Annotated in this window: 20 protein-coding genes and 1 tRNA gene; 19 read left to right on the top strand and 2 right to left on the bottom strand. The window is 43.8% G+C overall.

Annotated features, from left to right (window positions below; all coding sequences use genetic code 11):
- Nucleotides 1–10: 10 nt before the first annotated feature.
- The 19 genes from Q0890_RS05240 to Q0890_RS05150 all read left to right on the top strand — a co-directional run bounded on the left by Q0890_RS05240 (nt 11) and on the right by Q0890_RS05150 (nt 22286).
- Nucleotides 11–86: transfer RNA gene (locus tag Q0890_RS05240), tRNA-His, on the top strand.
- 555 nt (nt 87–641) lie between these two features.
- Nucleotides 642–1577 carry a helix-turn-helix transcriptional regulator gene (locus Q0890_RS05235; protein WP_299218344.1) on the top strand — a complete coding sequence of 312 codons (936 nt, stop codon included), beginning with the start codon at nt 642–644 and terminating at the stop codon, nt 1575–1577.
- A 219-nt stretch (nt 1578–1796) separates the two neighbouring features.
- Nucleotides 1797–2786, top strand: coding sequence for a hypothetical protein (locus Q0890_RS05230; RefSeq protein ID WP_299218342.1), 990 nt, complete (start codon nt 1797–1799; stop codon nt 2784–2786).
- Nucleotides 2787–2839: 53 nt separating this feature from the next.
- On the top strand, nt 2840–4042 hold the full coding sequence (gene gspF / locus Q0890_RS05225; protein ID WP_299218341.1) for a type II secretion system inner membrane protein GspF: 1203 nt from the start codon (nt 2840–2842) through the stop codon (nt 4040–4042).
- A gap of 318 nt (nt 4043–4360) precedes the next feature.
- A complete protein-coding gene (gene gspG / locus Q0890_RS05220) occupies nt 4361–4885 on the top strand; it encodes a type II secretion system major pseudopilin GspG (RefSeq protein WP_299218339.1) in 525 nt (174 codons plus the stop codon).
- Between the two features lie 245 nt (nt 4886–5130).
- A complete protein-coding gene (locus tag Q0890_RS05215; protein ID WP_299218337.1) occupies nt 5131–5700 on the top strand; it encodes a protein-disulfide reductase DsbD domain-containing protein in 570 nt (189 codons plus the stop codon).
- Nucleotides 5701–5748: 48 nt separating this feature from the next.
- Nucleotides 5749–7920: a protein-disulfide reductase DsbD gene (gene dsbD / locus Q0890_RS05210; RefSeq protein ID WP_299218335.1), complete on the top strand. Its 2172-nt coding sequence runs from the start codon at nt 5749–5751 to the stop codon at nt 7918–7920.
- Nucleotides 7921–8218: 298 nt separating this feature from the next.
- Nucleotides 8219–9637 carry a phospholipase A gene (locus tag Q0890_RS05205; RefSeq protein ID WP_299218333.1) on the top strand — a complete coding sequence of 473 codons (1419 nt, stop codon included), beginning with the start codon at nt 8219–8221 and terminating at the stop codon, nt 9635–9637.
- A gap of 36 nt (nt 9638–9673) precedes the next feature.
- Nucleotides 9674–10474 carry a ComF family protein gene (locus tag Q0890_RS05200; protein ID WP_299218330.1) on the top strand — a complete coding sequence of 267 codons (801 nt, stop codon included), beginning with the start codon at nt 9674–9676 and terminating at the stop codon, nt 10472–10474.
- A gap of 306 nt (nt 10475–10780) precedes the next feature.
- Nucleotides 10781–11287 (top strand): Tfp pilus assembly protein FimT/FimU, encoded by a 507-nt coding sequence (locus Q0890_RS05195; protein WP_299218328.1) that lies wholly within the window; start codon nt 10781–10783, stop codon nt 11285–11287.
- Nucleotides 11287–11859, top strand: coding sequence for a type IV pilus modification protein PilV (gene pilV, locus Q0890_RS05190; protein WP_299218326.1), 573 nt, complete (start codon nt 11287–11289; stop codon nt 11857–11859). The genes Q0890_RS05195 and pilV overlap by 1 nt, the downstream gene beginning before the upstream one ends.
- Entirely contained in the window at nt 11859–12911 is a 1053-nt protein-coding gene (locus Q0890_RS05185) for a prepilin-type N-terminal cleavage/methylation domain-containing protein (protein WP_299218324.1), read from the top strand. Before pilV ends, Q0890_RS05185 begins: the two co-directional genes overlap by 1 nt.
- Before the next feature lie 11 nt (nt 12912–12922).
- Nucleotides 12923–13888: a PilX N-terminal domain-containing pilus assembly protein gene (locus Q0890_RS05180; protein WP_299218322.1), complete on the top strand. Its 966-nt coding sequence runs from the start codon at nt 12923–12925 to the stop codon at nt 13886–13888.
- Nucleotides 13889–13943: 55 nt separating this feature from the next.
- Nucleotides 13944–18065, top strand: a complete 4122-nt coding sequence (locus Q0890_RS05175; protein ID WP_299218320.1) for a PilC/PilY family type IV pilus protein — start codon at nt 13944–13946, stop codon at nt 18063–18065.
- Nucleotides 18066–18074: 9 nt separating this feature from the next.
- On the top strand, nt 18075–18668 hold the full coding sequence (locus tag Q0890_RS05170; RefSeq protein WP_299218318.1) for a type IV pilin protein: 594 nt from the start codon (nt 18075–18077) through the stop codon (nt 18666–18668).
- Complete coding sequence (locus tag Q0890_RS05165; RefSeq protein WP_299218316.1) at nt 18668–19093, top strand: type IV pilin protein; 426 nt, start codon at nt 18668–18670, stop codon at nt 19091–19093. Before Q0890_RS05170 ends, Q0890_RS05165 begins: the two co-directional genes overlap by 1 nt.
- Before the next feature lie 531 nt (nt 19094–19624).
- Nucleotides 19625–20059 carry a pilin gene (locus Q0890_RS05160; protein ID WP_299218315.1) on the top strand — a complete coding sequence of 145 codons (435 nt, stop codon included), beginning with the start codon at nt 19625–19627 and terminating at the stop codon, nt 20057–20059.
- Nucleotides 20060–20236: 177 nt separating this feature from the next.
- The gene (locus Q0890_RS05155) at nt 20237–20599 is read left to right on the top strand and encodes a prepilin-type N-terminal cleavage/methylation domain-containing protein (protein WP_299218313.1); all 363 of its coding nucleotides are present in this window, start codon (nt 20237–20239) and stop codon (nt 20597–20599) included.
- 199 nt (nt 20600–20798) lie between these two features.
- Nucleotides 20799–22286 (top strand): fused MFS/spermidine synthase, encoded by a 1488-nt coding sequence (locus Q0890_RS05150; RefSeq protein WP_299218311.1) that lies wholly within the window; start codon nt 20799–20801, stop codon nt 22284–22286.
- A gap of 65 nt (nt 22287–22351) precedes the next feature.
- Here Q0890_RS05150 and fdxA read toward each other — a convergent pair whose 3' ends face one another.
- Together fdxA and mutS are read right to left on the bottom strand one after the other, a co-directional pair.
- Nucleotides 22352–22675, bottom strand: a complete 324-nt coding sequence (gene fdxA / locus Q0890_RS05145; protein WP_058368024.1) for a ferredoxin FdxA — start codon at nt 22673–22675, stop codon at nt 22352–22354.
- 96 nt (nt 22676–22771) lie between these two features.
- Nucleotides 22772–25984 (bottom strand): DNA mismatch repair protein MutS, encoded by a 3213-nt coding sequence (gene mutS / locus Q0890_RS05140; protein WP_299218308.1) that lies wholly within the window; start codon nt 25982–25984, stop codon nt 22772–22774.
- Nucleotides 25985–25994: the final 10 nt, after the last annotated feature.

The raw sequence follows: 25994 nt of genomic DNA, 5'->3' as shown, positions 1-25994 counted from the left end.
AATAGTTATGGCGGTTGTAGCTCAGTTGGTAGAGCCCCGGGTTGTGATCTCGGTTGTCGTGGGTTCGAGTCCCATCAGTCGCCCCAATTTTTATTATATATATCTGCTTTTACCCATAAAATTGCCCTCGTTGGCATTTTTTTTCGTCTGCATTTTCTTACCTATTCATGCTTTTGTTTTATAGCTATCTTTTAAGCTTGACGCTATCACTTTGCGCATTATTTAGTCTCTGTTTGTCCTATTGTCGGTGTTGAATAAAAACAATATACGTTGTCAGTTATATTGTCTTCCTTTTATGCTATTTAACGATACTTGGCTATTTTTATGTCAATAATTAGTTGTTCATAAATCAGCTAGTGTGTAACTATTAATGATTTCTATCCAATAGATATAAGTAATGCAGCTGTAACATAAAACTATACTTCTGCAATAGTATTTTTTGATCGATATTATATGTATGGATGATTCATATAAAAAACGTTGTTTTACTTGTGCAAGTATAAGATGTGTTTAGCGTACGTATAACTTTAATAACAGTCCACAATAAGCAATTTTTCTTGTGTATTGTCTCTTGAGTAGTTTATTTTGCAGGGTTCGGCTTAGCTGCCGTAAGTTGCCATACATTATTGAGGAAATTGTTAATGGACGCACTTAGTATGTTGTTACAGAACGTGCACTTGTTTGAGACAAATTACTATCGTTTAAACGGTAGAGGTAATTGGTCATATTCAATTGACAGAAAAGATACGATTTTATTTTATCTAGTGTTATCTGGTAGTTTTTGCATTGACGTAGGCAATGAGATACGAGAGGCAAAGACTGGCGATACCATTATGATATCAAACGCCTATAAGCATATTAGTTATGCACTTAGCCATCATGGTGATGACGCCAGACCTTTAGATGAGATGCTCAACGACTCTGAAAACCATGTGATAGAACTCAATGGAGAAGGTGAGATCAATGCATGTTTGATCTTAATCGAATGTAAGTACGAAAAAGAGATGACGCAACCGTTGTTGTCAGTGCTACCAACGATATTGCCTGAGCTTACTGAGATATCTGATGGTCGATTTGGCGTTATTGATGTGGAGGTCAAGCTGTTGACCTTGGAGTCTGAGCATGAACGTATGGGTAAGACGGCAGTCATCAACCATTGGGCCAGTATCATGATGATTGAATGCCTGCGCACCTATATTGAGAGCTTGCCTGAGGCCACAGACAATTGGCTTAAAGCGCTAAAAGATCCATTTTTATCCAAAGCATTGGTAGCGATGCATTATGCACCAGATCGAAACTGGACGATTCATAAGCTTGCTGAGGTTGCAGGAATGTCGCGCTCAAGCTTCGCTCAGCGGTTTAAAGATGTGGTTGGAATGCCGCCTCTGACATATTTAATTGACTATCGTTTACGCTTGGCAGCACGCTATCTGCGTTTGCAGCAAAACAGCATCAGCCGGATTAGTGAGCTAGTAGGATATGCGTCAGACTCAACCTTTAGTCAGGCTTTTAAGCGCGTTTATGGGGTATCACCAAAAGCGTATCGTCAGCAGTATCAACGTAAACTGACAGCATGAGTATTTTATGAGCGTCCATTTTAAAAAGTCAGACAAAGAGCGAGCGTAACACTGACAACTAAAGTGCGTTCAGGTACTATATAATAGTCAGTAGTCCAAACGCAGTCACTACGATATCTGGCTATTTGTTATCTTTAGTTATGGCATTTAAATAGATAGCTTAGATATACGCTTATGATACTGAAGGCCACATTTATTTTTTGCTGGTGATGGTACATTATGACCCAACCGACTTTTAACAATACCCTACAATCTACTACGATAAATAGCGATAGTAGTGCCTCCATCTTTGATGATAAAAGTAGCCATGAGACATTATCATCGCTACAAGAATCGACAGTGAGAGATAAAGCGGCGCTGCTTGCTCTTTTTACCATGTCATCTTCTTTGTCATCTGCCGTTCACGCAACTGACCCCTCAGAGTCTAGTGTGGCTGAGCTGCGTTTAACACTTTATCGCCTGCAGCATGAGCGTACTCGCTTGCTATATTTGGCTTCTGCAAATGTACGTCCAACCTATCTGGTACAGACGTTAAAGAGTCAGTTTGTAGAGTATCAGCAGTATAAGCTTGCGCAGCAGCTTGATAAGCGTGGCCTGCTCGATGTCAATCCACTTGAGCGCTTGTGGCAGCAGTTGCATGTGGTCGATGATATTATCGCTGACATCGTACGCCATATGCCAGCTCAGCAACCAGCAGGGTGGCAGCTGACGGCGCAAGATGGTCATAATCCGCTAAGGCTTGCAACTGTGGGTCAGCTAAAACACCCCAAACCTATTGAAGATCAAGCCAGTCTAAATAGCTATGTGCTTGGTCACTTTGGGGTGAGTAGTTTTACGTATGATCGTGGATATTACATTGGTCATGTGGTTGGTTATTTATTCAGCTGTTATTTTTGCGCGCACCTGTCTATTAGCTACGGCGTCACAGCACTTGGTGAGCAAGTGGTTGAAGGGTATGACTATGCTAGCCTTGAGACGCCTTATATGGTGCGTTTGTTGCAAGGCTTAGACAGCTATTGTAAAAAGCGTATTTACCAGTTGGCAGTCATTTGCGCGCGTCTTAGCGTCTATGCGTCTGATAAACGTATCGAAAAAATGCTTATCGCCGAAGTTAATGATTTTGATAAAAAGCTACAGCAGCAGCATTTAGATGTATTGTTATTACAAGGAATGATGCCCGAGAGTAATGATTCTACGCCACTTTTTTAAAGACATGACTCACCATTTCTTTTCTCATCTATTGCCTTAGGATACTCGCTGTTATGCCTGCTTATCATTATAAAGCGCTTGATGACCAAGGCGATATCCAAAAAGGGTTACTAGAAGGTGACTCGGCGCGGCAAGTACGCCAGCAGATCCGTGACAAACAGTGGACGCCAGTAGAGGTCAATGCTGTCAATGACAAGCAAGGTCGACAGCGCAGTCGTTATAAAAAACCATCTGCATATGAGCTGGCGCTATTGACCCGCCAGCTCTCTGTCCTGCTAGCAGCTGGTATTCCTCTCGAAGAAACCCTAGCCGCTGTCGCCAAGCAATCTCCCAAAACTCATATCAAGTCTCTGATGCTGGCAGTACGCTCACACGTCCTAGAAGGCTTAAGTTTTGCCCGTGCGTTACAGCAAGCGGCGAGTTTTCCGCCTTTATATATTGCCACTATAGCGGCTGGTGAAAAGTCAGGTCATCTTGATCTGATTCTTAATCAATTGGCCGACTATACTGAAAACCGCTTTGCCTTACAAAAGAAAATCCAAGGTGCAATGGTATATCCTATCGTACTGATGGTCATGGCAGTCGGTGTCATTATGGGGTTGATGAGCTTTGTGGTACCTAAGATTGTCAAAGTGTTTGAGCAGTCTGAGCAGGCACTGCCATTAATTACGCAGGTGGTGCTAGCGATGTCCAACGCCATCACCCAGTGGTGGTGGCTGATGCTATTAATATTAATAAGTAGCGCTTTTTTGTTTTACCGGTTTGCGCAAACGCAAGCAGGCAAGCTTGCTATTGATAGCATCTTCCTTCGGTTACCAATATTGGCACGGCTCTCTAAAAGTCTCAATGCTGCCCGCTTTGCCAGTACACTTGCGATATTGGTACGCTCAGGTGTGCCATTAATTGAAGCTTTACATATTGGCGCCGCCGTCACCACCAATCTACATATTAAACAAACCATCGTTACTGCTGCAGATCGAGTAACAGAAGGTGCCAGCTTATCAAGCCAACTCGAAAAAACGTCCTATTTCCCACCGATGATGGTACAGATGATAAAAAGTGGGGAAAACTCAGGTGAGCTTGACAATATGCTCAGCCGAGCAGCCAGTATGCAAGAGGCAGAAGCGACCAACTTTATTAGCACTTTGCTGTCGTTATTAGAGCCGTTGATGCTAGTACTGATGGGCGTCGTCGTTATGATTATTGTGATGGCAGTCATGCTGCCGATTGTAAACATGAACGATTTAGCAGGTTAGATTAAATGGTTTGCTGTTGAATCGCATCACCTTAATCTTACAGCAGGTTTCTCAAATTTTGCTTACTGTTGTATATTAATCAAAAAAAGACAAATGCACTGTTGTACCTCGATTTAGTGGGCTATAGTGTCATTGATAAAAGCGACATCGATAAAAGTAACATCAATAAAAATGACGTTTATATAAATATTTATAACTATAAGTAGCGATAGTGATTATCTAAAAGCTAATTGCGATAGTAGATAAATATACAATCATAGTCTATAGTGACAATCGTCTTGATATTTGTGTATAACGGTAATGATAAAAGCGATGATTATGAGTGATAAAACCCCAACCAAAGCAGCAAAGCAGCATCTTATGAAAAGCAGACCATCTCATTTAGATATAAAAGACGCAAACGTCGTCAATAGTCGGACAGCAGTGAACGTTGGCCAGTCAGGCTTTACGCTCATTGAAATCATGGTTGTGATTGTTATTTTGGCTATTTTGGCAGGATTGGTCGTGCCAAAAGTCGTGGGCCAAAGCGACAAAGCGCGGGTTAAAACGACAGAAACGGCCTTATCGACCGTATCTAATACGCTTGATATGTATAAGGTAGATAACTCACGCTATCCAACGACAGCGCAGGGTTTAGAGGCGTTGAGCACGCCACCTGCGGACGCGAAGAATTATCCTGAAGGGGGTTATATCAAAGGTGGCTATCCAACTGATGGTTGGGAAAATGAGCTGCAGTATGTCTCTCCAGGTAGCGAAGGTCGCCCTTATGATTTGTTTTCGTTGGGTGCAGATGGGCAACAAGGCGGCGAAGGTCAAGATGCTGACATCTATGCAAAACTATAATTAGAGACATTAGCGTACTCAGTAATAACGGCCAGAAACGGATCACTGGATCGTAACTATTATCAACCAATAAGACCTTATTGGTTGATATTTTTTATTAATACGAAAGTTAGCGCCGTGCTTATATAAGTTGGCATACTAAAGTTTTTAGCATGACAGTCTTTTCGTTTGATACCAATACCATCGCCAGAATAGTTAGGTTTTAGCCCTCGTTTATTGAAAGCAGCAATTAAAGGTAATTATTCATGTCAATCAAAACACCAATAATAAAATCAATCGCAGTATCCAAACGTACTTCTAAAAAGTCTAATGTGCTTGCACTTGCTATCATGAGCACCTCAGTGATGATGGGTTCTTCAATGATTGCTATGACTGCTCAGGCGGCAAGTTTAGGTGAGTTGTTTGGTAATAACAGTGCTACAAAGTCGAAGTTTTTACCAGTGGATAGAGCTTTCCAAGTTGATAGCATTACCAATACAACATCCAAGGGTACGCGTTTATCCATCACCTTTGATATCACGCCAGGTCATTACGTTTACAAAAACCAGCTTACTTTAAACTTCCCAAAAGGCGTGAGCGCAACGCCGTTTGCGTTTAACCAATCACCAGTCTCAATCGATGATCCAACTTTTGGTAAAGTACCCGTATTTACCCAAAAGCGTATGATAGCAACCACGATGCTGACGACAAATAATGGAAAAGGGGCAAAAAACGCACCGCTCGTGATCGGTTGGCAAGGCTGCGCTAAAGCTGGACTTTGCTATCCGCCAGAGAAAATCAAAACCACAGTTGATATCGCAGCAAAACCTAAGTAAATATCGATTGATTCGATGTCAGTATTAGTAATCAATAGGCAGTCCTTTATGTCCATTAAGACACCAAAAAAACCTCCATCCTTCTATACAAAACGTTCTGTCAAAAAGTCTTATCTATTGGCATTCACTTTGGCCAGTAGCACTATACTGACAGGAGTGGGCGCTGCCACAACGACCGTGCAAGCGGCCAGTTTGGGTGACTTATTTACCAGTAATAAAAGCTCAGCGCAACCAAAGTTCTTGCCAGTCGATCAAGCGTTTCAGGTGGGTAGTGTCAGTAAGCCTGTCGCGACAGGGACGCAGTTATCGATCAACTTTGACATCACACCTGAGCACTATGTCTATAAAGATAAAATAAAGCTTACCTTGCCTGCTGGTATAACTGCGACGCCATTTACTTTTAATCAGACGGCTGTTTCTATTGATGATCCAACCTTTGGTCGTGTGCCCGTATTTGATCAAGCCAATATGGTTGCGACCACGACGTTAAAGAGTACAAGTGGCAAAAGCCTGGACGATGCTGCAGTGGTTATTGGCTGGCAAGGGTGCGCCAAAGCGGGACTGTGTTACCCACCTGAAAAGATCAATACGACTGTCAATATCGCTGCGACTACCCCGCAGACTGCAGCGAGTGGCAATAGTACGTCTTCTCAAGATCAGGCGACAGACTCTACCGTCAAAGTTGCTACGAGTACTGCCACGACAGCAGACACAGCGACTGCAACTGATACGGATAATGCTACGCCTACAGCACAGCAAGTAGAAACAGATGATGAGGTGATTGACTATGCCTTGTTAGATGAGGGCGCTTTAGATGACGAGCTTACAACCAATACGATTTCTGGAGCAGATACCAATGTCATCGGTGGTGGTACGGTCGATAGCAATACGACCAATAACAACACGGCCAGCAGCTCTACTGTCAACGAGGATAGTTTAGTCGATACTGATCCGTTTGGTCTTGCCTCGCATCCTTGGTTGGCCTTAGGGTTGTTGTTTTTGGCAGGTTTAGGCTTAGCACTGACACCCTGTGTGCTGCCGATGCTGCCTATCGTTGCCAATATCGTTGCACGTGAGAAAAACCCAACAGTAAAAAAAGGCGTGATATTGACCACCAGTTATGCTATTGGAGTTGCTACTGCCTATGGTATCTTGGGCGCAGTCATCGCGGTGTTTGGTGAGTCATTAGGCATTATTGGCTGGCTACAAAACCCAATTATCTTGATTAGCTTTGCTATTATTTTTGTACTATTAGCGCTATATATGCTGGGTGTGTTTACCATTCGTTTGCCACGAGCCATTAGTAGTAAGATGCAAGGTTTGAGTCAAGCGGGTGATAGTAAGCTTGGTAGTACGGGAGGTAGCCTCATTGCTGGGTTTTTATCCGCATTGGTCGTATCGCCTTGTGTGTCCGCGCCACTATTTGGAGCTTTGCTTGCAGTGTCGACTATTGGTAGTCCGCTGCTTGGTTTTGCCGCCTTATTTATGCTTGGTTTTGGTTTATCAGCGCCGCTTATTTTAATTGGTGCCACTCAAGGCAAGATCATACCGAAGGCTGGCGAGTGGATGAACTGGGTCAAGCAAGGTTTTGCTTTATTACTATTTGCAGTGGCGTTGCTATTGATTGAGCGCGTATTTGTATCGCCTATAATGCTGTTAGTATGGGCGTTGTGGTTTATGGTGGTAGCGACATGGGCATGGAGCTGGCTGGGCCGTGGCCGAATGTTTACCCAAGCACTTGGTCTAGTGACTGGTATTTGGGCCGCTTGCTTGATAATTGGGGCAGCACTTGGCAACGATGATAGTCTCCATCCGTTAGCATCATTAAGCGCTGCGCCAACGATGGTACAGTCAGCGACTGGTCAAGCGGCTGGTAATAGTAATACGAACGACGAGCACATCACGACACTTGCGCAATTAGATACAATCATTGCCGAAAATCCCAAAATCATCGTGGATGTGACGGCTGATTGGTGTGTCGAATGTCGTATTATGGATAAAAACTTGTTTCACAATCGCCCAGCGCAGATGCAAGACTGGCAGCTGGTCAGACTTGATATCACTGAAACTACTCCAGACTCAAAGGCAATTTTGGCGCGCTACCAACTATTTGGTCCGCCAGCATTGTTGTATTACAAAGATGGACAATTGATAAATCAGCAAGTTGGTGAAATTGGACGCTCAGAGTTTGAAGAGACTTTAACGGCACTCAACAAATAACGCAGCATTAATAAAAGTCAACATGATAAAAGAGCCAGTATACTGTTATGACACAGTGACTGGCTCTTTTTATTTACTAAGCGTACGCTTAAAGATTTGTTAGAGACAAATTCTTGTTATTTAACATTGTACTAAAGACAAATAACTCTAGTATAATGCAGTTATATTTATTACACTAAAGCAACAATAGTTAAGTTGTACTAATAAAATACCGTAGTTGCTTTTTACCGATCAAGTTTGATTTTAGTCATTGCAGATAATTTATTGACCATCGTGTCAATTAACACAAGGGACACTTATGTTTGTTCATACAGCTTTGCAGCGTCAGATGATGGGCCTTGCTTTTGTTTCTCAAGCTACTAAGCACACAGTAACCAAAACCCATTTGAGCATAGCAGTTGGCGTGGCACTGAGTTGTTTTACCATGCAAGTGCATGCGGTAGATAACAATCAGATAAATGATGAATTAGCTATAAACGTGCAGGAAGCTACTGTTGAGCAGTTAGAGACACCAAACGTTGATAATCAAAAACTGTCTAACGACGCTTTTGTCGCACAGCAAGCACAATTGTTTTTTGAATGTACGCAAGTACGTACGGCTGCTGCACGACTGGCCTGTTTTGACAAAGTTGCAGAGCAAGGCGAGACGCCAAGCTATACCACGACTAAGCAACCATTAGATTTGGCAAGTACCATTAAAAGTACCATTTCGGGTGAGCCGCAGGTGGTACTTGCAGAAGATATGACTAAGATGCAGGGTGATACTGTAGCAGCTGCGGATACGGTACTCATCGCCAATCAGTTGTCCTCTAATAATGAAACAAATAAAGCCGCGATAGACAAGACACAAGCCGAGATATTAGATGATGTCGGCGTGACTCAAAGCGATATCGAAAAATATACGCCGTTGAGTTTGGCCTATGACTTGGATCAAAACAGTGAACGCGGCACTTGGTCAGCGCGACCACACCGTCCTATGTATTTATTGCCATTATTTTTAAATGCCAAACCCAACCGTAATCCAAGCACGCCGACTCGAGATGAGGAAGTTTTTAGTCCCAATGAGCTAAGAGTACCTGAGTTAAAATTGCAAGTATCCATTAAGACGAAGGTTGCAGAGGATTTATTCGATACCAACGCTGATATGTGGTTTGGCTATACGCAGCAGTCGCATTGGCAGGTCTACAATGAAGACAACTCTCGTCCGTTTCGAGCAACTGACTATGAGCCAGAGGTATTTGTAACTCAGCCTGTCACAGCAAACTTACCCTTTGGTGGACGCTTGCGTATGTTAGGGGCGGGAGCTTCGCATCACTCAAACGGTCAGTCTGACAATTTGTCTCGTTCATGGAACCGTGCCTATCTTATGGCTGGTGCTGAATGGGGTAAGTTTGCGATTGTACCAAGACTGTGGACGCGAGTCAGTACCGAGAGTGGCGATACGGATGATAACCCAGATATCGAAGATTTCTTGGGCTATGGTGATATGAAGTTCTTATATGACTTGCCAAACAAACATAGTGTCAGCGGTACTTTGCGTTATAATCCAAAGACAGAAAAAGGCGCAGCGCAAGTCGATTATATCTATCCATTGTCTAATAACGTCAATGGGTATGTTCAGCTATTCCATGGTTACGGTGAATCCATCATCGACTATAACCATAAAAATACTGCTGTCGGGGTTGGGATCGTACTCAATGACTGGAAAGGACTATAATTCGCTAAGTCTTATCAATAAGTGTCATAACGGCTTATGCAGCGCTTAGCACCATATCAAAGCGGCCTATGGCTGGCAGAGTATATAAATTTACGCTGTCAGCTATGTCATGTCTATCGTAGTACAGCTTCCATACCCAGCAGCGCAGCCCCATCGCCTCATAATTGTATACAGCGTTATTTATATAAAGGCCTTTTATGTGCACGCTGTCATGATTATATCGTGTGGCTCCCCAAGGTATTTACTGTAGATATTGCCGCAGGTGCTTCTCTTACGATCCAAGCTGCTACTTATTACGACTATCCAATTCGCCAAGCCATTCGAGCTTTTAAACATTCAGAGGACATGACCAAACTGCCTTTATTGGTACATGTATTGCGTCAGCTCCCAAGACCTGTTGGCTGCCATAGCCAAAACAGCGTCATCCTACCTATGCCTACCACCGCCAGTCGCCTAGTTGAACGCGGTTTTGATCCGGTAACTATTTTATCTACCTATTTATCCAAGCATTGGAATATACCTATCTGGCAAGGTGTCCAGCGCATTGATCATACTGTTAGTCAACAAGGCCTAACGCGTGCAGAGCGCTTAACGAACCTAAACGATGCTTTTACGTTGACGACATTACCTCCTGTCAAACGTATATTGATATTCGATGATGTGGCAACCACAGGAGCAAGTCTACAAGCGCTGGCTCGGACACTGTATATCCAAACCTTCTCTCACAATCAGACCTATCCTATAAATCCAAGTACATCCCACGATAAAAACACACCTATCTCTAATATTTACCATATATCAGCCTATGCACTTGCGCACGGCAGTCACGACACCTAGACAAACAATGTTAATAAATAATATTTAAAGATATTTTTATGTATTATTAATGATACAGAAATGTATCTGTGCTACATTGTCCATTCTTATGTCGACTCTTATAACTACTTCATTGACAACGCCATTTATCACGTGGGTTGTCTGCTCTAAAGCATTACCTGCTGATACCATCACACTGGAATGAATATTGCAGTAATTGCAATAGTGTTTAAGAATAAACAAAAAACTGGCTAAGTAGTGTCTATTTTTTATATAAATAAATTGGTCGTTGTCATTATGTGTGATTGTTATTAATAGGATATTGATGTGAACACATCTTTGTACGGCTCATCTTACCAACGACCAGCAACCAGCGCAGGGTTTACCCTGATTGAGCTGATGATAACGATAGCTGTACTGGCGATCATTGTAAGCATTGCCGCGCCCAATATCAGCAACCAGTTAGCCAATCAGCGAGTAAAGTCAACTGTCTCAACCATAGAGAGTGCGCTCAAAGAAGCGAAAGCTGAAAGTATCATACGCCGGCAAAACATCACAGTGGTATACAACAGTAGCACGCCTAAAACCATCACCTTACAAGACGACACTAGTACCGTTTTGTCTACCTATAATATCGCCTCTCAAAGCACTATCAATCAAGTAATTACTCCTACTACGGTCACTGAAGTTACCTTTCAGTTTAATAAAGTTATGTCTGGTGGTGCCAGCGTTAGCTATACCGTTTGCGATGATGCTTCTACTAGTGAAACTCCTAGACAAGTCGATCTGAATAGTATCGCTAATATCAATATTACCACCGTTGGGAGCTGCTAATGAAGACACAAACGACTCAGGCAGGTGTGGGATTGATCGAGGTTATGGTGGCGCTGCTGCTGCTAACTGTGGCGGTATTGGGTTTTAGTGCTATGCAAATGAGCGCTATAAAAGCGACTGATGAGAGCCTGATGCGTACTCGCTCTATATCTACTATGAAATCCTTGTCAGAGAGTATGCGTATACTACCAAATACTGGCCCAATTTATAGAGAGCAGGTAAATAGCGTTTATAAAAGCAGTAAAAAAGTGAATAGCGATTACGATATAAGCGCCTACTGTAAAGATGTGAAAACTTATAGTACTGCAGCTCCTGATTGTAATACGGACGACTGTAGTATCGATGAGATGGTCAACCATAATGTTGGCATCATTCTCGTCGCTGCTTGTGAAAAAGAAGTTGCGCTCAATATGGAAGTTTGTACAGATACCAATGATATGAATGAGCGCCAATGTATCATTGCAGCGTGGAGTCAGACTAAACCGACTATGAATGACGAAAAGTATTCTTGTACGGATGCCAACGGCACTTATAAGCCTAACGCCTCATGTTTTATTATGGAGGCTTATTGATGTCTACTATACACCGTCATTTATCCAAACAGCCTACCAATCCGCTACCGCCAACTCAGCAAGGTTTTACCTTGGTGGAGCTGATGATCTCTTTAGTATTGGGTTTATTGATATCAGCAGCAGTCATGCAGGTCTATATTGCTAATGTTAGAGCGGTCACTCTACAAGAAGCAGGCTCAAGCATTATTGATTCAAGCGTCTTTGGCATCCCTGTGCTAGAAGAGCATATACGACTGGCTAACTTGGGGCTTGCAGACACTATCAATGATACCAATGCTGGGGCAGGGGTGGTGTTGACTCAAGTTGGCAACCTAAAAAACATAAAGTTGGATGGTGATAAAGAGATACCTCTGACATTACTAACCAATACTGGTGATGTAACAACGAAAGGCTCAGGCAATCAATGGTCAGCGATGACCGCGACAGACACACCAAGCGGACAGCTAACGATACAGTTCAGAGCACCGCAAGATATGTTTGACTGTGAAGGTAGGGCAGCCTTAGGCCCAAGAGAAGTCAACATTAATAAAGTCAAAAAAGTCATTGACGGACAAATCATTATAGAGCGTTATTATTTAAATGCTCAAGATGCCTCCAAACCCAATCAACTCTCTTTATATTGTGACGCTGGCAAATACATTACCGAAGATATGGACGACTACACAGAGCAAGGTAGAGCAGACAAGCCTGCTACTGTATTGACCGCCAAAAACCGGATAAAAGACCTCGGTGACAAAGGCGTTGTTGTCATTCAAAACATGGATTACTTTGATATCTTGCTCGGAACCAAAGAGGCTGATGACATACGCTATTACACGGTCAAACAATACACCGATCTGACAGACAAACCAGATATTATATCAGTAAAAGTGGGCGGCATCATACGCTCTAACAACGTCGTCCAAACCTCAGAGCTGTCTAATAATTTTACCGTTTTGGGTAATGATGTCGCTCTAAAAACAGATGCAACCGATGTAGAAAAAAAATACTTACGCTTTATTTTTCAAAATGAAATTGCGCTGCGAAACGCAAGACAGAAACCCTCACTATAAGGCGAAATACTATGAAAAAGCATTTGTCTATGCCTACTCATCAGCAAGGTGTCGCCTTGATCGTGGTTTTATTATTTTTAGTTCTTATTACGCTAGCAGGCGTTATAGCAGTAAGAAGTAGTACGACAGACTTAAAGCTTGCAACGAGTGATCAAGCAGATGCACTGCTACTGAACACAGCAGACAACAATAATAAAAGTATCGAGCAGCTTATCAATGTGGATACATCTAATGCAGAAGCAGTTACTCAAAAAAACCTAGCGCTTAGCTCAGCCGGTATGTTTGGTTATTTTATGAACATTGGAGCAGAAGAGAATCGCGGGGATCAAATTGTATTTTGTTATCGTCCGCGCGCCGACTACTTTTTTAGAATGAATGAAGCAACTGTCATTGATCCTAGCGGCGGTAGTAAGCTGACGACAGGCTCTTCAAGCACAGGCGGTTTTTGTCGTGTTAGTAAGGCCGAAGACTTTAGTAGCGCACGCAATAACGTGATGACGCAAGTAGCGGTCACTCGCCCTAGTAGTGATATGGTCGCCGCGGGGCCTTTTGAATTTGTACCGTTAGAGCAGACCATCACTACCACCGATGTGACTAGTAGCTCACCGAATTTTCGCCTGTTTAGTAGCTCGTTCCTACCTGGACTAACGCAAGCAAAAGAAAATGACATCCTAGAATGTCTAAAAAAGCCCAATCAAAACGCGGCTGACTTTGGCTATAGCGCCAAGGACAAAGACGATAATGATATCACTAAGTACTATGACGAGACACTGACCCAGTGCTTAGCACGTCTTGGGGTCCCAGCGACGACCTTAGTAGAAGACGTCAAGCTTGAAAATATATTGACTTCTAAAAAGTGCTTGGACTACGGCAAAGGTACTGCAAACAACGCGTTTAGCGACGCTTGTCAAAAGCTATTAAATGTTACTGCCTCTGGTACACCCAAGGCCGCTGGCGCAACAGGTTCAAAAAACTAAGTCAAATAAGACCTATGCTGTCTTGTAATAATACTTACACTCTAAGGAGTACAACATGAAAAAGCTCAATTCATTATCAGTACAACCCTGTACTCCTCAGACGTTGTTTAAAGTCACAGCGCTTACGTTGGCACTGTCTACTATTGGTATGGCTACCAAGTCTCAAGCGGCAGTTAGTTATGATGCTAGAGGGGTGGCAAGCTACAACTCTTTAGGAGATCTTTCGATCTACCAACCTCCTGTGGGTGAGATTCAGCCCACGGTTATGTTGATGCTTGATAAGTCAGGCAGTATGGGGAACTTTACGCAGGGTCGCCAACGGATCGATAGCTTATGGGAGGATTACGGTAGTGCAGACTATCAGAAAAAACCTTATGTTGTATCAGAGAGAAAAGAGGTCGTTAAAACTAGAAAAAGATGTACTGGTTTCTATATAGGTAGTTACTGTATTGGTAGAGAGTATCTTGAAGAATACATAGAAATAGAAACGGTAGAAGAAAAATACGATTATCATACTCCTAACCTAATCGGTAACGATAGTAGACCTTGTTACTATAGTAATGATAGTAAAACAACGGTACAAAATGATTTAGATTATAGAGATTATCCTGATGGCTTTAAGGAGAATTTCGTCAGTAAAGAGCGTGATGACGATGGCGAAAGCTATGATATTACCTACTGTATAGATACTAGCGTTCAAGATACCCGCACGGCCGCTGAAATTACAGCAGGCGATATTCCAACCAATTGGCGTTTAGATCGGATGAGCGCGCTAAAAGCTGCTGTATTTAAGCTGCTCCGTAATCCAAGAATGGACGATAATATAAGCGCGGGTGCTGGGTCTTATGGTCACGGTGGCAGATATGGCAAAATCGGGGTCGCAGCTAAGCCTTTAGATGATGATCAAAAAGAGGATATAAGAGAGTACGTTGCTGAATTGGATCCTTATGGAGGTACACCTACTGCCAAAGCTTATGCAGAAGCAGGCGCTTATGTTTTAGGTAGCTCTACATCAAACGGTGGCTCTAGCTATAGTGGTTTTCTAAATATCGATAACGATGGTGTGATACGTAATAGTAACAACTATATCAAGCCAGAAAGCTCTCAATGCGCTGGTACAGGTATATATCTGTTGACAGATGGTGAACCTAATAGTGGTGGCTCCTATACTGAGTACGTGATGGGTCAAACGTTAAATGATCGTAGCTTTAGTTGTGATGGTTCGTTGAGTAACACAGGTGCTGCTGGAGGCAACGACGCAAGATGGGACTGTACTGGTGACTATGCTAAAGCTTTAAACAATAAAGGCATCAAGACCGCTATGGTAGGTTTTGGTAATAGCTTTAATGCTTTCAATAATCCTAGTAACTATCAGTCAATACAGACAGCCCTATCCGATGGCACACCTTATGAGAAAAAGTACTACCGCTGTGATTTATTAACCAATAAAGATGCGCAGAACTCATGTAACCTAGGTATGGAGTCTGAGGATATTAAGACAGGCTTTGCTGGTTATGCTGGGGTAGGTGGCTTCGGTGAAGGCGGTTTTTATTATGCTAAGGACTCAAAAGACATCGTCAACAGTGTGTTGTCTTTTGTCACCAAGCTCGATAACGAATTGGCCAGTATTCCCTCTGGCACGATTACTATTCCTCAAGATCCATTAAGTGCCCAAAACATCCAACCTTATGCTTATCTGCCGATGCTTGAGCCCAAAGTAGGCAGCAACCTTATGGTATGGCCAGGCAACCTAAAGAAGTATGAAGTCAATCAAGGTACACTATACGGTAAGTCAGCACGGGGTACTACTGCTGATACGCGCCTATACGTCAACATCGATAAAGACGGTAATATTGACACGACAGGTAAAAAGTTTCCGGCAGATCTAAATCCAAATGCTCGTGATCTATGGAGCACCAAAAACTACCAAAGCATTGATACCAATGGTAATACAATCAATGTCAACGATCGCATCACTGCAGGCGGGTTTTATGCGCGTCTCAAATCACCAACCGCCGCCAATAATACCACTCGCGCCGTCTATGTCGAGAGTGGCACTGGACTTAAAAAAGTAGCAGTGACCGCTGGTAAGTTAGTAGGGTTCGACGCATTAGATAGCAGCTATGGCGCAGCAGAGAAGCTGTACTTACTGAGCTTTTTAGGCTATGACATCAATATTGATACTGCTTTAATCAATAAAATAAACGCAGCTGGTAATCAACAGACTGAGCTTGCAAAGCTGATCACCTCTCCTAGTGGTGATGTCAAGGTACTTGGCGGCGTACTACATTCTCAGCCAAGCGTCGTCAGCTATGGCGGCAATATTAACTCACCTGATAAAGACACCGATGGCAATGGCGTCATTGATGCTGATGCAGGTCAAATCTCCACCGACCCTAGTGACCGTACCGACTATGTGATGTTTGGCTCTATGGAAGGCGCCCTGCATTTAGCAAAGTCTGAAACTGGAGAAGAAGGACTTGCTTTTGTACCAAAGGTGCTCATAAAAAGCCAACTAAAAGCCTTAAAAGATGCGGCTGTAAATATCGATGCAAAAATAAAAACACCAGTATTTGGGGTGGATGCGCCATGGACATCAACGGGCGAGTACAAATACAGCTTCGCTGCTGATGGTAGTGGTTCTGTTTCTGCCAGTAGCATAAAAGTATATGGCGGCTTGAGCAAAGGTGGGGTAGGCCTATACGGGCTCGATATAAGTACGATTACCAAACCAAGCAAGATCTTTACTATTGATAATACCACGTCAGGCTATAGCCGTATGGGTATGATTATGTCAAAGCCTGTCGTCGGTAAAGTCAAGATCGGCGCTGGTAGCAACGCAATCAAAGACGTTATCATCTTCGCTGGTGGCTATGATAACTGTTATGAAGACCCTACTTTTAAGCTAAACTCTATTACCAGTAATATTGAAGGCTGTAGCAGTATTGCGCAAGCAAAAGGCAATGCGATATATATTGCCGATGCAGATACAGGCGCACTGATTGCATCTATATCAGGTGCGACTGCAGGTGGCAAAAACGTCAGCGTATCTTCTATGAAGCATAGTATCGTCAGTGAAATTACGACGCTAGATCGTGACAATGATGGACTCATTGATCATTTATACTTTGGAGATTTGGGCGGTCAGTTATACCGCGTCGATCTGCAGAACGGTCAAAGCTTAGGCTCAAGTACAGGTCTCAATACTTTTGTACGCCGCGTGACTAGAGTGTTGAACGCTAGCGGTGATAGTACCAGTGATTTGACCTCAAAATTATTGGTCAATAAAGGTCTACAATACCGATTTTACGCCCAGCCATCAGTCAGCTTCTTTCAGCCTGATGGTGCCAATACACAGCTCATCGCCGTAGTCAATATTGCATCGGGCGATCGTAGCAATCCACTATCACGTCATCGTAATAGCCTATTAGAGTCCAATCGAGTATTTGGCATCATAGATAGAGATATCGTCGATCAAAACTTATATGGTAATAATATCGCTCTAGACGCAGATGATCTGACATTAAATGACTTGGCATCACTACCTTTCGATAAGATAACGACACCTTTAGACATTATTTCCCCAATACCAAAAACCAAGTCTGGTGTGATAACTGCTTTACAAGGTGGTGTCTTGCAAGGCTGGAGCTATCCGTTGACCTATTTTGATGGTTATTCAAACATCAAACACGTCAAAAGCATGGGAGATGGTTTAGCGATGGGCGGTATTTACTATATGACTGCCTATAGCCCCGAGATGCAGTATGACACGACGGTCAATACTTGCTCAGCTCAAGTAGTTGGTGGCTCCGAGCGTCAATTATATTGCTTGCCTTGGGGAGTCTGTGAAGATGACACTTCCAAAAATGGTACAGGCGGGTTTGTGCGTGCAGGTAAAGGCATACAAGAGCTATCACTAGGGGCTTTTAGTAAAGACTTTACCAATGTGCAAGTACTGATAGGCAACCAAACATTCTCCGAGCAGACTGTCGATAAAAATCGTAGTGGCTACGGTGATAGAAGCTTTTTAGATACCACACCCAACGTCTTACCGCATAATGTCAATGGCAGCAGCAGACCCTCTGATAAAGATGGTATGGGATCAGCAGGTATCTTCGGTAATACGAGCGGCTATGTGCTTGACACTCAGCGCTGGTATCGAAAGTCCTCTGACTAGGATAAAACGATGATGCATCCTAAGTATATCCTACCCAATAGTAGCGCATATCGAGGCGCGCACAATCAAGGCTTTACTCTGATTGAGCTTATGATCGTGGTCATGATTATCGGAGTATTAGCGGCGATTGCTGTGCCTTCTTATCGTCAATACGTCATACGTAATGCCGAGCTTGAAACACAGTCTCAAATGAAGCGCTTAGAAATAGAGCTGAACCGCTGGCGAGCCTCAGCATTAACTTATAAAGGTTTTGTCCCCAAAAAGAGCGTCAACTCAGACGGAGAGATGACTTATGGGTTTGATGAATCTGACAACACAACCATTTATCTGCCAAAGGACAGCAATGCGACCAACTATCGCTACAAGATCAGTCTGGTCGATGGGACTGATACGACCAAAAGCCTAGTCGCTACGCAGACGGGTGGCAACGTAAGTAACGCTATTGGACGCTCTTGGAAAATGATGGCGGTGCCTAATAGCGACTATGCGTCTGCCAAAAAAATCCTCTTAAGTAGCAACGGCATACAATGCAAAACTAAAAATAATGACAGTAGTGTCACTCTCGCCTCTAGTGATTGTGGTAGCTATTCGGAGAGCTGGTAATGCAAACACAAGATAGTAATAAGGGCTTTACCCTGATTGAGCTGATGATCGTCGTCGCTATCATCGGCATACTTGCAGCCATCGCTTTTCCTAGTTATCAGGGGTATACCACTAAGACCAAACGCGGAGACATGATGACCGAGATGCAAAACATCGCCTCCGAGATTCAAAGTCGCAAGTTGGCACAAGGCAGCTATAATGCCATCAGTAGTGGTGTCAATACAGATTTGGCTGGCGACTATCCTAAGCAAGGCAATGCCCTTTATACCATCGCTATCACGCCCAATCCGCTTACCGCCAAATGGCGTATTACCGCCACGCCAAAAGCTGGTACTCAAATGGCTAATGATGGCGCATTAAGCCTCGATTATCAAAATACCAAATGTCGAGCGACGAGCTGCGGCACGGGTGATGAGTGGAATTAAGTCTTGTCGCTGGCCTTGTACATTAGCTCACTTGCCTTCGACCCCTCCTGACACAAAACGTCATCTCTCCAATTTAGACTATCTTACCTTTTTTGGAGAGTGACAATTTACTGCAACAATTTAGTAACATTATTATAGTGTTAAAAATGGTGACAAATATTGTTACCGTTACTTCATCATTATTTAGCTATCAATCCTATTTCAATTTAGCTTACCATTCACTTTTTAACGGTTAGATTTTTTGAAAATTTTTTATTATTTAATAATAATCATTTATATTTTTACCGTTAATCGTTAAACAAAACCGCTTGTCTTAAGCTCAGATAATGACACACCGAGTGTGAGAAAAATAATTAAATCTCGACCCCTCTTCTTTAAAAAGTTGGCACAGTACCTGCAACACTCCTGTTAAGAGTCATATTAAGACAGCATGCGCTATATGGTAGCGTGCATTTTATATCACTGACGGCAGGTATCTACGCCCAACCAATATATGGCGACGCTGTCAACCTATTATCTAAAGGAGTTCTTATGAACGCTACTACACAAAAAGGTTTTACCCTAATCGAGCTAATGATCGTTGTTGCGATCATCGGTATTCTAGCAGCGGTCGCTATTCCTGCCTATCAGGATTATATTGCACGAGCTAAAATTGCTGAGATTGCAACTCTTGCTGCGGGAGATAAAACTCGTCTTGTAGAGCAGTTTAATTTAGAAGGTGCATGGCCTGCCGCAGACGCTACTATTGATGGCATAACCGCTGCAGCTAATAGTGACTACATCAGTGCAGTGGCTTTGAAAGCTAGTGGTGTGATTGAGTATACAATAGCAGGAGTAAAAGCTAGTGATCCTGATGGTAAGGTTATGACTTACACTCCTACCGATAATGGCGGCAATGTCAGCTGGGAATGTACTTCGACTGCAAGCGAGAAGTTTTTACCGAAAGGCTGTAGTCCTACTAGTTAATATCAGACATGTGCTGCGCTCTAACTCAGATTATAACCCGAATATAATACTTAAAAAGCCAAACATCGTGTTTGGCTTTTTTATACCTAAAAATTATATTAACACTAGCTAAACAACGATATTGGCATAGTATATGCTTCATACTTTACTCACTAAATACAACTTTAGTCGAATATAATGTCTCAACAATTACAAAAAGGTTTTACAGTCGTAGAGATGATGATTGTAGTGGTTATCATTGGTTTATTGGCTGCGATTGCGACTCCGCTTTATACGCAATATACTTCTAAAGCCCAACAAAATGCTTGCTTGTCGGAAGTCAAAGGGTATAGCAATAAGGTGTTTTATACGCTTAATGACGAGAAACATACTAGTGTGTCACTAGTTGCTCCTGTTATAAGTGCTTGTCAATCCATTACCGACGCTACTGGCTGGACGCTAGAAACCCAACAGAAAATTATAGCGACTGCTAAGCATCCTTCAAACGCTCGCATTGAGTGTGATATTCCTAACGGTTCACCATGTCGTATACTGCCTTAGTTGGCGTAGGCTGGGTTATTAACCCAGCTTTTTTATTCTGTAAGTTCACGATGTTGGGTTAAAAACCCAGCCTACAAAAAATCCTACTCAATATCTCAAAAAGCCAAACGTTATGTTCGGCTTTTTTCATTCATCCCGCCCCATCAAGAATAGTGTAAAATCCTCGCATATACGCTCACCACCTTAATGAGTCAGATTTATGCAAAAAAAAGTCCTAATGATATGCTTGGTCATTGCACTACTTGAAGGCTTTGCTGGTCTTGGTATCGAGATTTATGCCATTCGCATATCAGCGACTTATATCGGCTCGTCCATCTCTATCACTGGGGTAATCTTGGCGATGGTACTGATCGCCATCGCGGTCGGCTATTGGTATGGTGGGCGCTTATCACAAGCGGCGCGAACCCCAAGGCAAGCACTATTGCAGGCCGGTTACGTATTGTCATTGTCCGCCATCTCCCATGCAATCGCCTGTATTATTCAGTTGCCCCTACTGGCAGCCATGACATCCAGTACCGACAGCCCTATCATCGCTGCCATCGGTGTCGGGTTGCTGTTCGGGGTAGGGCTAGCGTTTGGCTCAACTGCCATTCCTCTTATTACCCAGTTTTTGTCATTGAAATATAAAAATGACGACGGTGTTGATGCTGGCAAAAATGCTGGCACGATGGTAGCGATTACCACGGTAGGTAGCGTGCTTGGTTCAACCGTGACGCCGATTTTTTTGTTGCCTTATATAGGGCTTATGAGTAGCTTGGCGCTATTTATAGCGTCATTGGCATTTAGTGCCTGGCTCTGTACCAAGCTTGCCATCCAAATAGAGAGCGACGAGCCTATCAAGCCATCTGATCATGTCACCAACTATTTGCTCTTTACCTCGGCATTAGTCATGACAGCGGCGTTTATTATGATGAACAGAGTGGATACTGGCTATCAAACCGCGACAGGGGCTTGGTTTATCAAAGATACGCTGGCGGGTCGAGACTTGGCGGTCACTATCACGGACAAGCCAGGACAGTCAACGAGTAGCTGCTGGGTATACGCCACCCAAAAAAACTGCCACTGGTATGGTGAGATTGCTGTAGAAGCCATTGGACAAACCAAGCCTGAAACCCTGGTGTTTTTGGGGGGTGCAGGTATGGGCACACCAAGTGAGGTGGCGCATTACAATCCTAAAATGAAGCTTACCGTTATCGACATTGACAAAGACTTGCCAAAGATTATCGAAAAACACTTTTTAAAAGCACCCATTGCGGCCAATATTGAGTTTATAGGCGATGATGCTCGAGGCTATTTGACCCGAAATAAACAAGCCCGTTATGATTTTATGCTCATTGATGCCTTTCAAGGTCAACATGTTGCGAGTAATCTGTACACGCTTGAAGCGTTGACACAGTTCAAAGCCAACAGTAACGATATCATGGCAAACATCATCGGCATACCGCGAAAGGAGCATGGCTATACCCAAACCATTCTCAAAAATTGGCAAGAAGTATTTGGAGATACCGCCTACGTGCTGACCAAATACGGCAGTGTCAATCTACAAAATATCATGCTATGTAACTTTGCCTGTCCTGGTAGTCAAAAGCTGGCTCAAGCTGAATTTTTTAATGCGCAGCAACCCGTGCATACCGATGATTTGCCTAGATTGGATAAATACTATTATCGCTCTATAAAGAGTCTATAAAAAAAACCATTTAACGTTATCACAGCGTTAAATGGTTCTTAAATTTAAAAAGCAGTATTAAAAATCTACTTCTCTAAATACTGTATCTTACCTTCGACGCCGTCCCACTTTTCAGCGTCTGGCATAGGTGGCTTCATCTCCGTGATGTTTGGCCACTTTTGCGCCAGCTCCTCGTTCAGCTGGATGAATATCTCTTGCCCTTTAGGCACTTCATCTTCTGAGAAGATCGCATTGGCTGGACATTCAGGCTCGCATAGTGCGCAGTCGATGCACTCATCAGGATCGATGACGAGGAAGTTTGGCCCTTCATAAAAGCAGTCCACAGGGCAGACTTCCACACAGTCAGTATGTTTACAAAGAATACAATTATCTGCAACGACGAAGGTCATATTGAGGTCTACCTATTATTGGTTCGGCTAATGCCTGAATAGAATAATGAAAATAATGCATATTTTAGCGCTTTTAGACGATTTTAACAAACCCCTTTAGCGACCAATGCGTTGTCTAAGATCGTACAATAAGTCATGGGCTTGCTTGGGCGTTAGACTATCAGGATCTATATCTATCAGCTCATTATACAAGCTAAGTAGTTGTTTTTGTTGTTTATTATTTGCTGAATAACTTGTCTGCGCCTTGGTTTCTACAGTCGCCTCAGTTATATCATTTTGATCGAATGGCTGACCTTTATCATTTGCCGACTTAGCTAATTCATTTTTGTCATCAGTGCTTCTTGTCTGCTCAGACCTTAAGTTGTCGATAAAATAACGCTTGGCGTCACTTAGCACTTGTGTTGGTATGCCTGCCATCTTGGCGACATGCAACCCAAAGCTGGAGCTTGCCGCGCCCTCACGAATTTGGTGTAACAGTAATAGCTGCCCATCGACGTCGCTTGCCGCGACATGCACGTTGCGAATCTTGTCGTTTTTATTTGTCAGCTCATTGTTTGATAGTTCGTTGTCTGCCTGCTTATTATTTGCCAGCTCGTTATTTGCCAGCGCAGTCAGCTCAAAATAATGAGTGGCAAACAAGGTCAAGCAACCAATCTCTAGCAGGCGATTGACACAAGCGTGCGCGATAGCGAGTCCGTCAGTGGTTGCCGTACCGCGGCCGACTTCATCCATGAGCACCAGTGATTTATCCGTCGCTAAGTTTAAAATATTGGCCGTTTCAATCATCTCAACCATAAAGGTTGACTTGCCACCAGCCAGATCGTCAGCTGAGCCAATACGAGTAAAAATTCGGTCGATATCACCGATAAGGGCATGTTCAGCCGGTACGAAGCTGCCGCAATGAGCGAGTAGCACGATAAGGGCGGTCTGGCGCATATAGGTCGATTTGCCGCCCATATTAGGGCCAGTAATGATTAATAAGCGTTCGGGATGCTCATCGCTGCCAAGCGCGCAGTCGTTGGCAACGAAATGGCTAGGGTGGTCATTTTGCGCGTTTTGTTGGTGCGTATTGGCAGGATTCAACGCCGCTTCGACGACGACATGACGACCTTGACGGATATCGATGCTGGTTTGGCTTTGTGTCTGATTGAGTGAGTGATTAGACAGTGAGTTTTGAGTAACGCTGTCAAAGTTAAGCTGGTTTTGATGCGAGCCAGCGTCTTTTTTTGTATTTGTATTATTTATATCGCTATTTGATGTGCCATTTTGCATGACCGGACGTTGCCATTTATGAGTCACTGCCAGCTGCGCCCAGTTACTCAGCACGTCTATCTGAGCGATAGCGGCGCTTAACTGTTGTAGCTCGGTCAGATGCTCGCCAAGCATGGTCAGCAGTTGCTGATACAGCTGTTTTTCCCGCGCCAGTGCCAAGGTTTGTGCGCTCAGGTACTCGGTTTCGACGGTTTTTAATTCATCAGTGATAAAGCGCTCAGCGTTTTTAAGGGTTTGGCGACGGATAAAGTGACTGGGCGCATTTTGAGCTTGCATTTTGGGCAGCTCAAAATAAAAGCCACTGACTTTATTAAAGCCGACTTTTAGACTTGGCAGCTGACACTCTTGCCGCGTGCGTTCTGCCATCTCATCAAGGGTCACTTGGATATTGTCATGCAGATGGGTTAAGCGATCAAAGTCTTCATCATAACCCGCTGCAAGCATACCGCCATCACGGATATGAGCAGGTGGCTCTATGACAATAGCGCGCTCGATAAGATCGGCGACCGCTTGTACGGCTGGCAGCTGAACGGGCAGTTGCTGCATCAGCACCGGTAGTAATCCTGTATCTTCAGGATGAATGCCCGCTTCGGTCAGTAGCGTCGTTAGCTGATTGCTACTGGCAATCCCATCGGCAAGCTTACGTAGGTCGCGCGGTTTTGCACTCATCAGACCGATACGACTGCTAATACGCTCGATATCACCAATGGCATTGAGGGTGTCGCGTAAGTGTGTGACTAAGTGTGTGGGTAAGGTCGCATTTTCATTGGATAAATGGTTTTTTGCATTGTCTGCTTCTATTAGGCTGGCTATCGCATTCAAACGCTGGTTGATACGGGTATGTAAGCGTAGTGGACGCTTCATTTGCTGTACCAATAACCGTCGTCCCATGGGCGTTTTGCAGTGATTGACTACCGATATCAGAGACGTTCCATTCGCACTAACAGGCGTAAACAATTCAAGATTTTGCTGGCTGTTGGCATCGATAATCAGATAGTCATCACTGTGTTCAACGATAAGCTGGTTAACCTGCGGTACATGACGTTGCTGCGTTTGGCGAGCATAATGTATCAGCGCCGCACAGCTAGATTGACTGAGGGGCGCATCACTAATACCCAAACCCTCTAAGCGCTGTACGTCAAACTGCTGACAAAGGGTAGCAGTCGCATGCTCACGGTGGAAGTCATTGGCCGCCACTTCGATGATAGGGCAGTCAAGATGACTACGTAACCACAGTAGCCAGTCCTCACTGGTGGCTTCACTGATGATACACTCACTAGGCGCAAAGCGTGCCAAGACAGTGAGCATTTGCGCTTGTAGCGTTGCCACGTCGCTATCGGTATTCTCTCCAGTTGCAGCGCTTGTACTACTATCTCCATTTAACGTCTGAGTGGTAAGCGTCCCTGCCGTTAAGTCCAGCTGACTGATCGCAGCTTGGATAGGCAGTTTACGATCTTTTGTCTTTGGATTTGGCGCGGCGATATCGATAGCGACGACCGTCGGCGTCTGATTGGGCGCGATAAGTGCATCATCGGTTATCGTTCCAGCAGTCAGCGTCTTGACCACTTCGCGGCGCATGATAGTGGGCGGCTTAGCCTTAGCGGCTTTAGTGCTACCTTTGGTGTGTAGCGTAGAGTCTTTTTTACTTTTTTCGCCGATGCTTGGATAAGAGTTGCTATCGGCTGCCTCATCGATTTGCTCACAGACCACCACTGTTTGCCCAGCGGCGATGAGCCGTGCCATGTAGCTATCGGCAGCATGAAACGGCACGCCTGCCATCGCGATAGTATTGCCGGCTTTGTCAGTGCCGCGGCGGGTTAAGGTAATATCCAATATCTGCGCGGCACGCTTGGCATCATCAAAAAACAGCTCATAAAAGTCGCCCATTCGATAGAGCAACAAGGCGTTTGGGTAGCGCGCTTTCATGGTCAGATACTGCACCATCATTGGCGTATGGTGGGCCAAATCGTAGATAGCATCGCCTATGGTTAAGGTTTCGGTATTGGTATGGTTTGCATCAAGTGGTTTAGCAGACATTCATGTTCTC

Origin of the sequence: uncultured Psychrobacter sp. (assembly GCF_947488565.1) — a bacterium.
GTDB classification, from domain to species: Bacteria; Pseudomonadota; Gammaproteobacteria; order Pseudomonadales; family Moraxellaceae; genus Psychrobacter; species Psychrobacter saeujeotis.
Note: the sequence above shows the minus strand (reverse complement) of the source record. Positions and strands in the feature narration are given on the sequence as shown.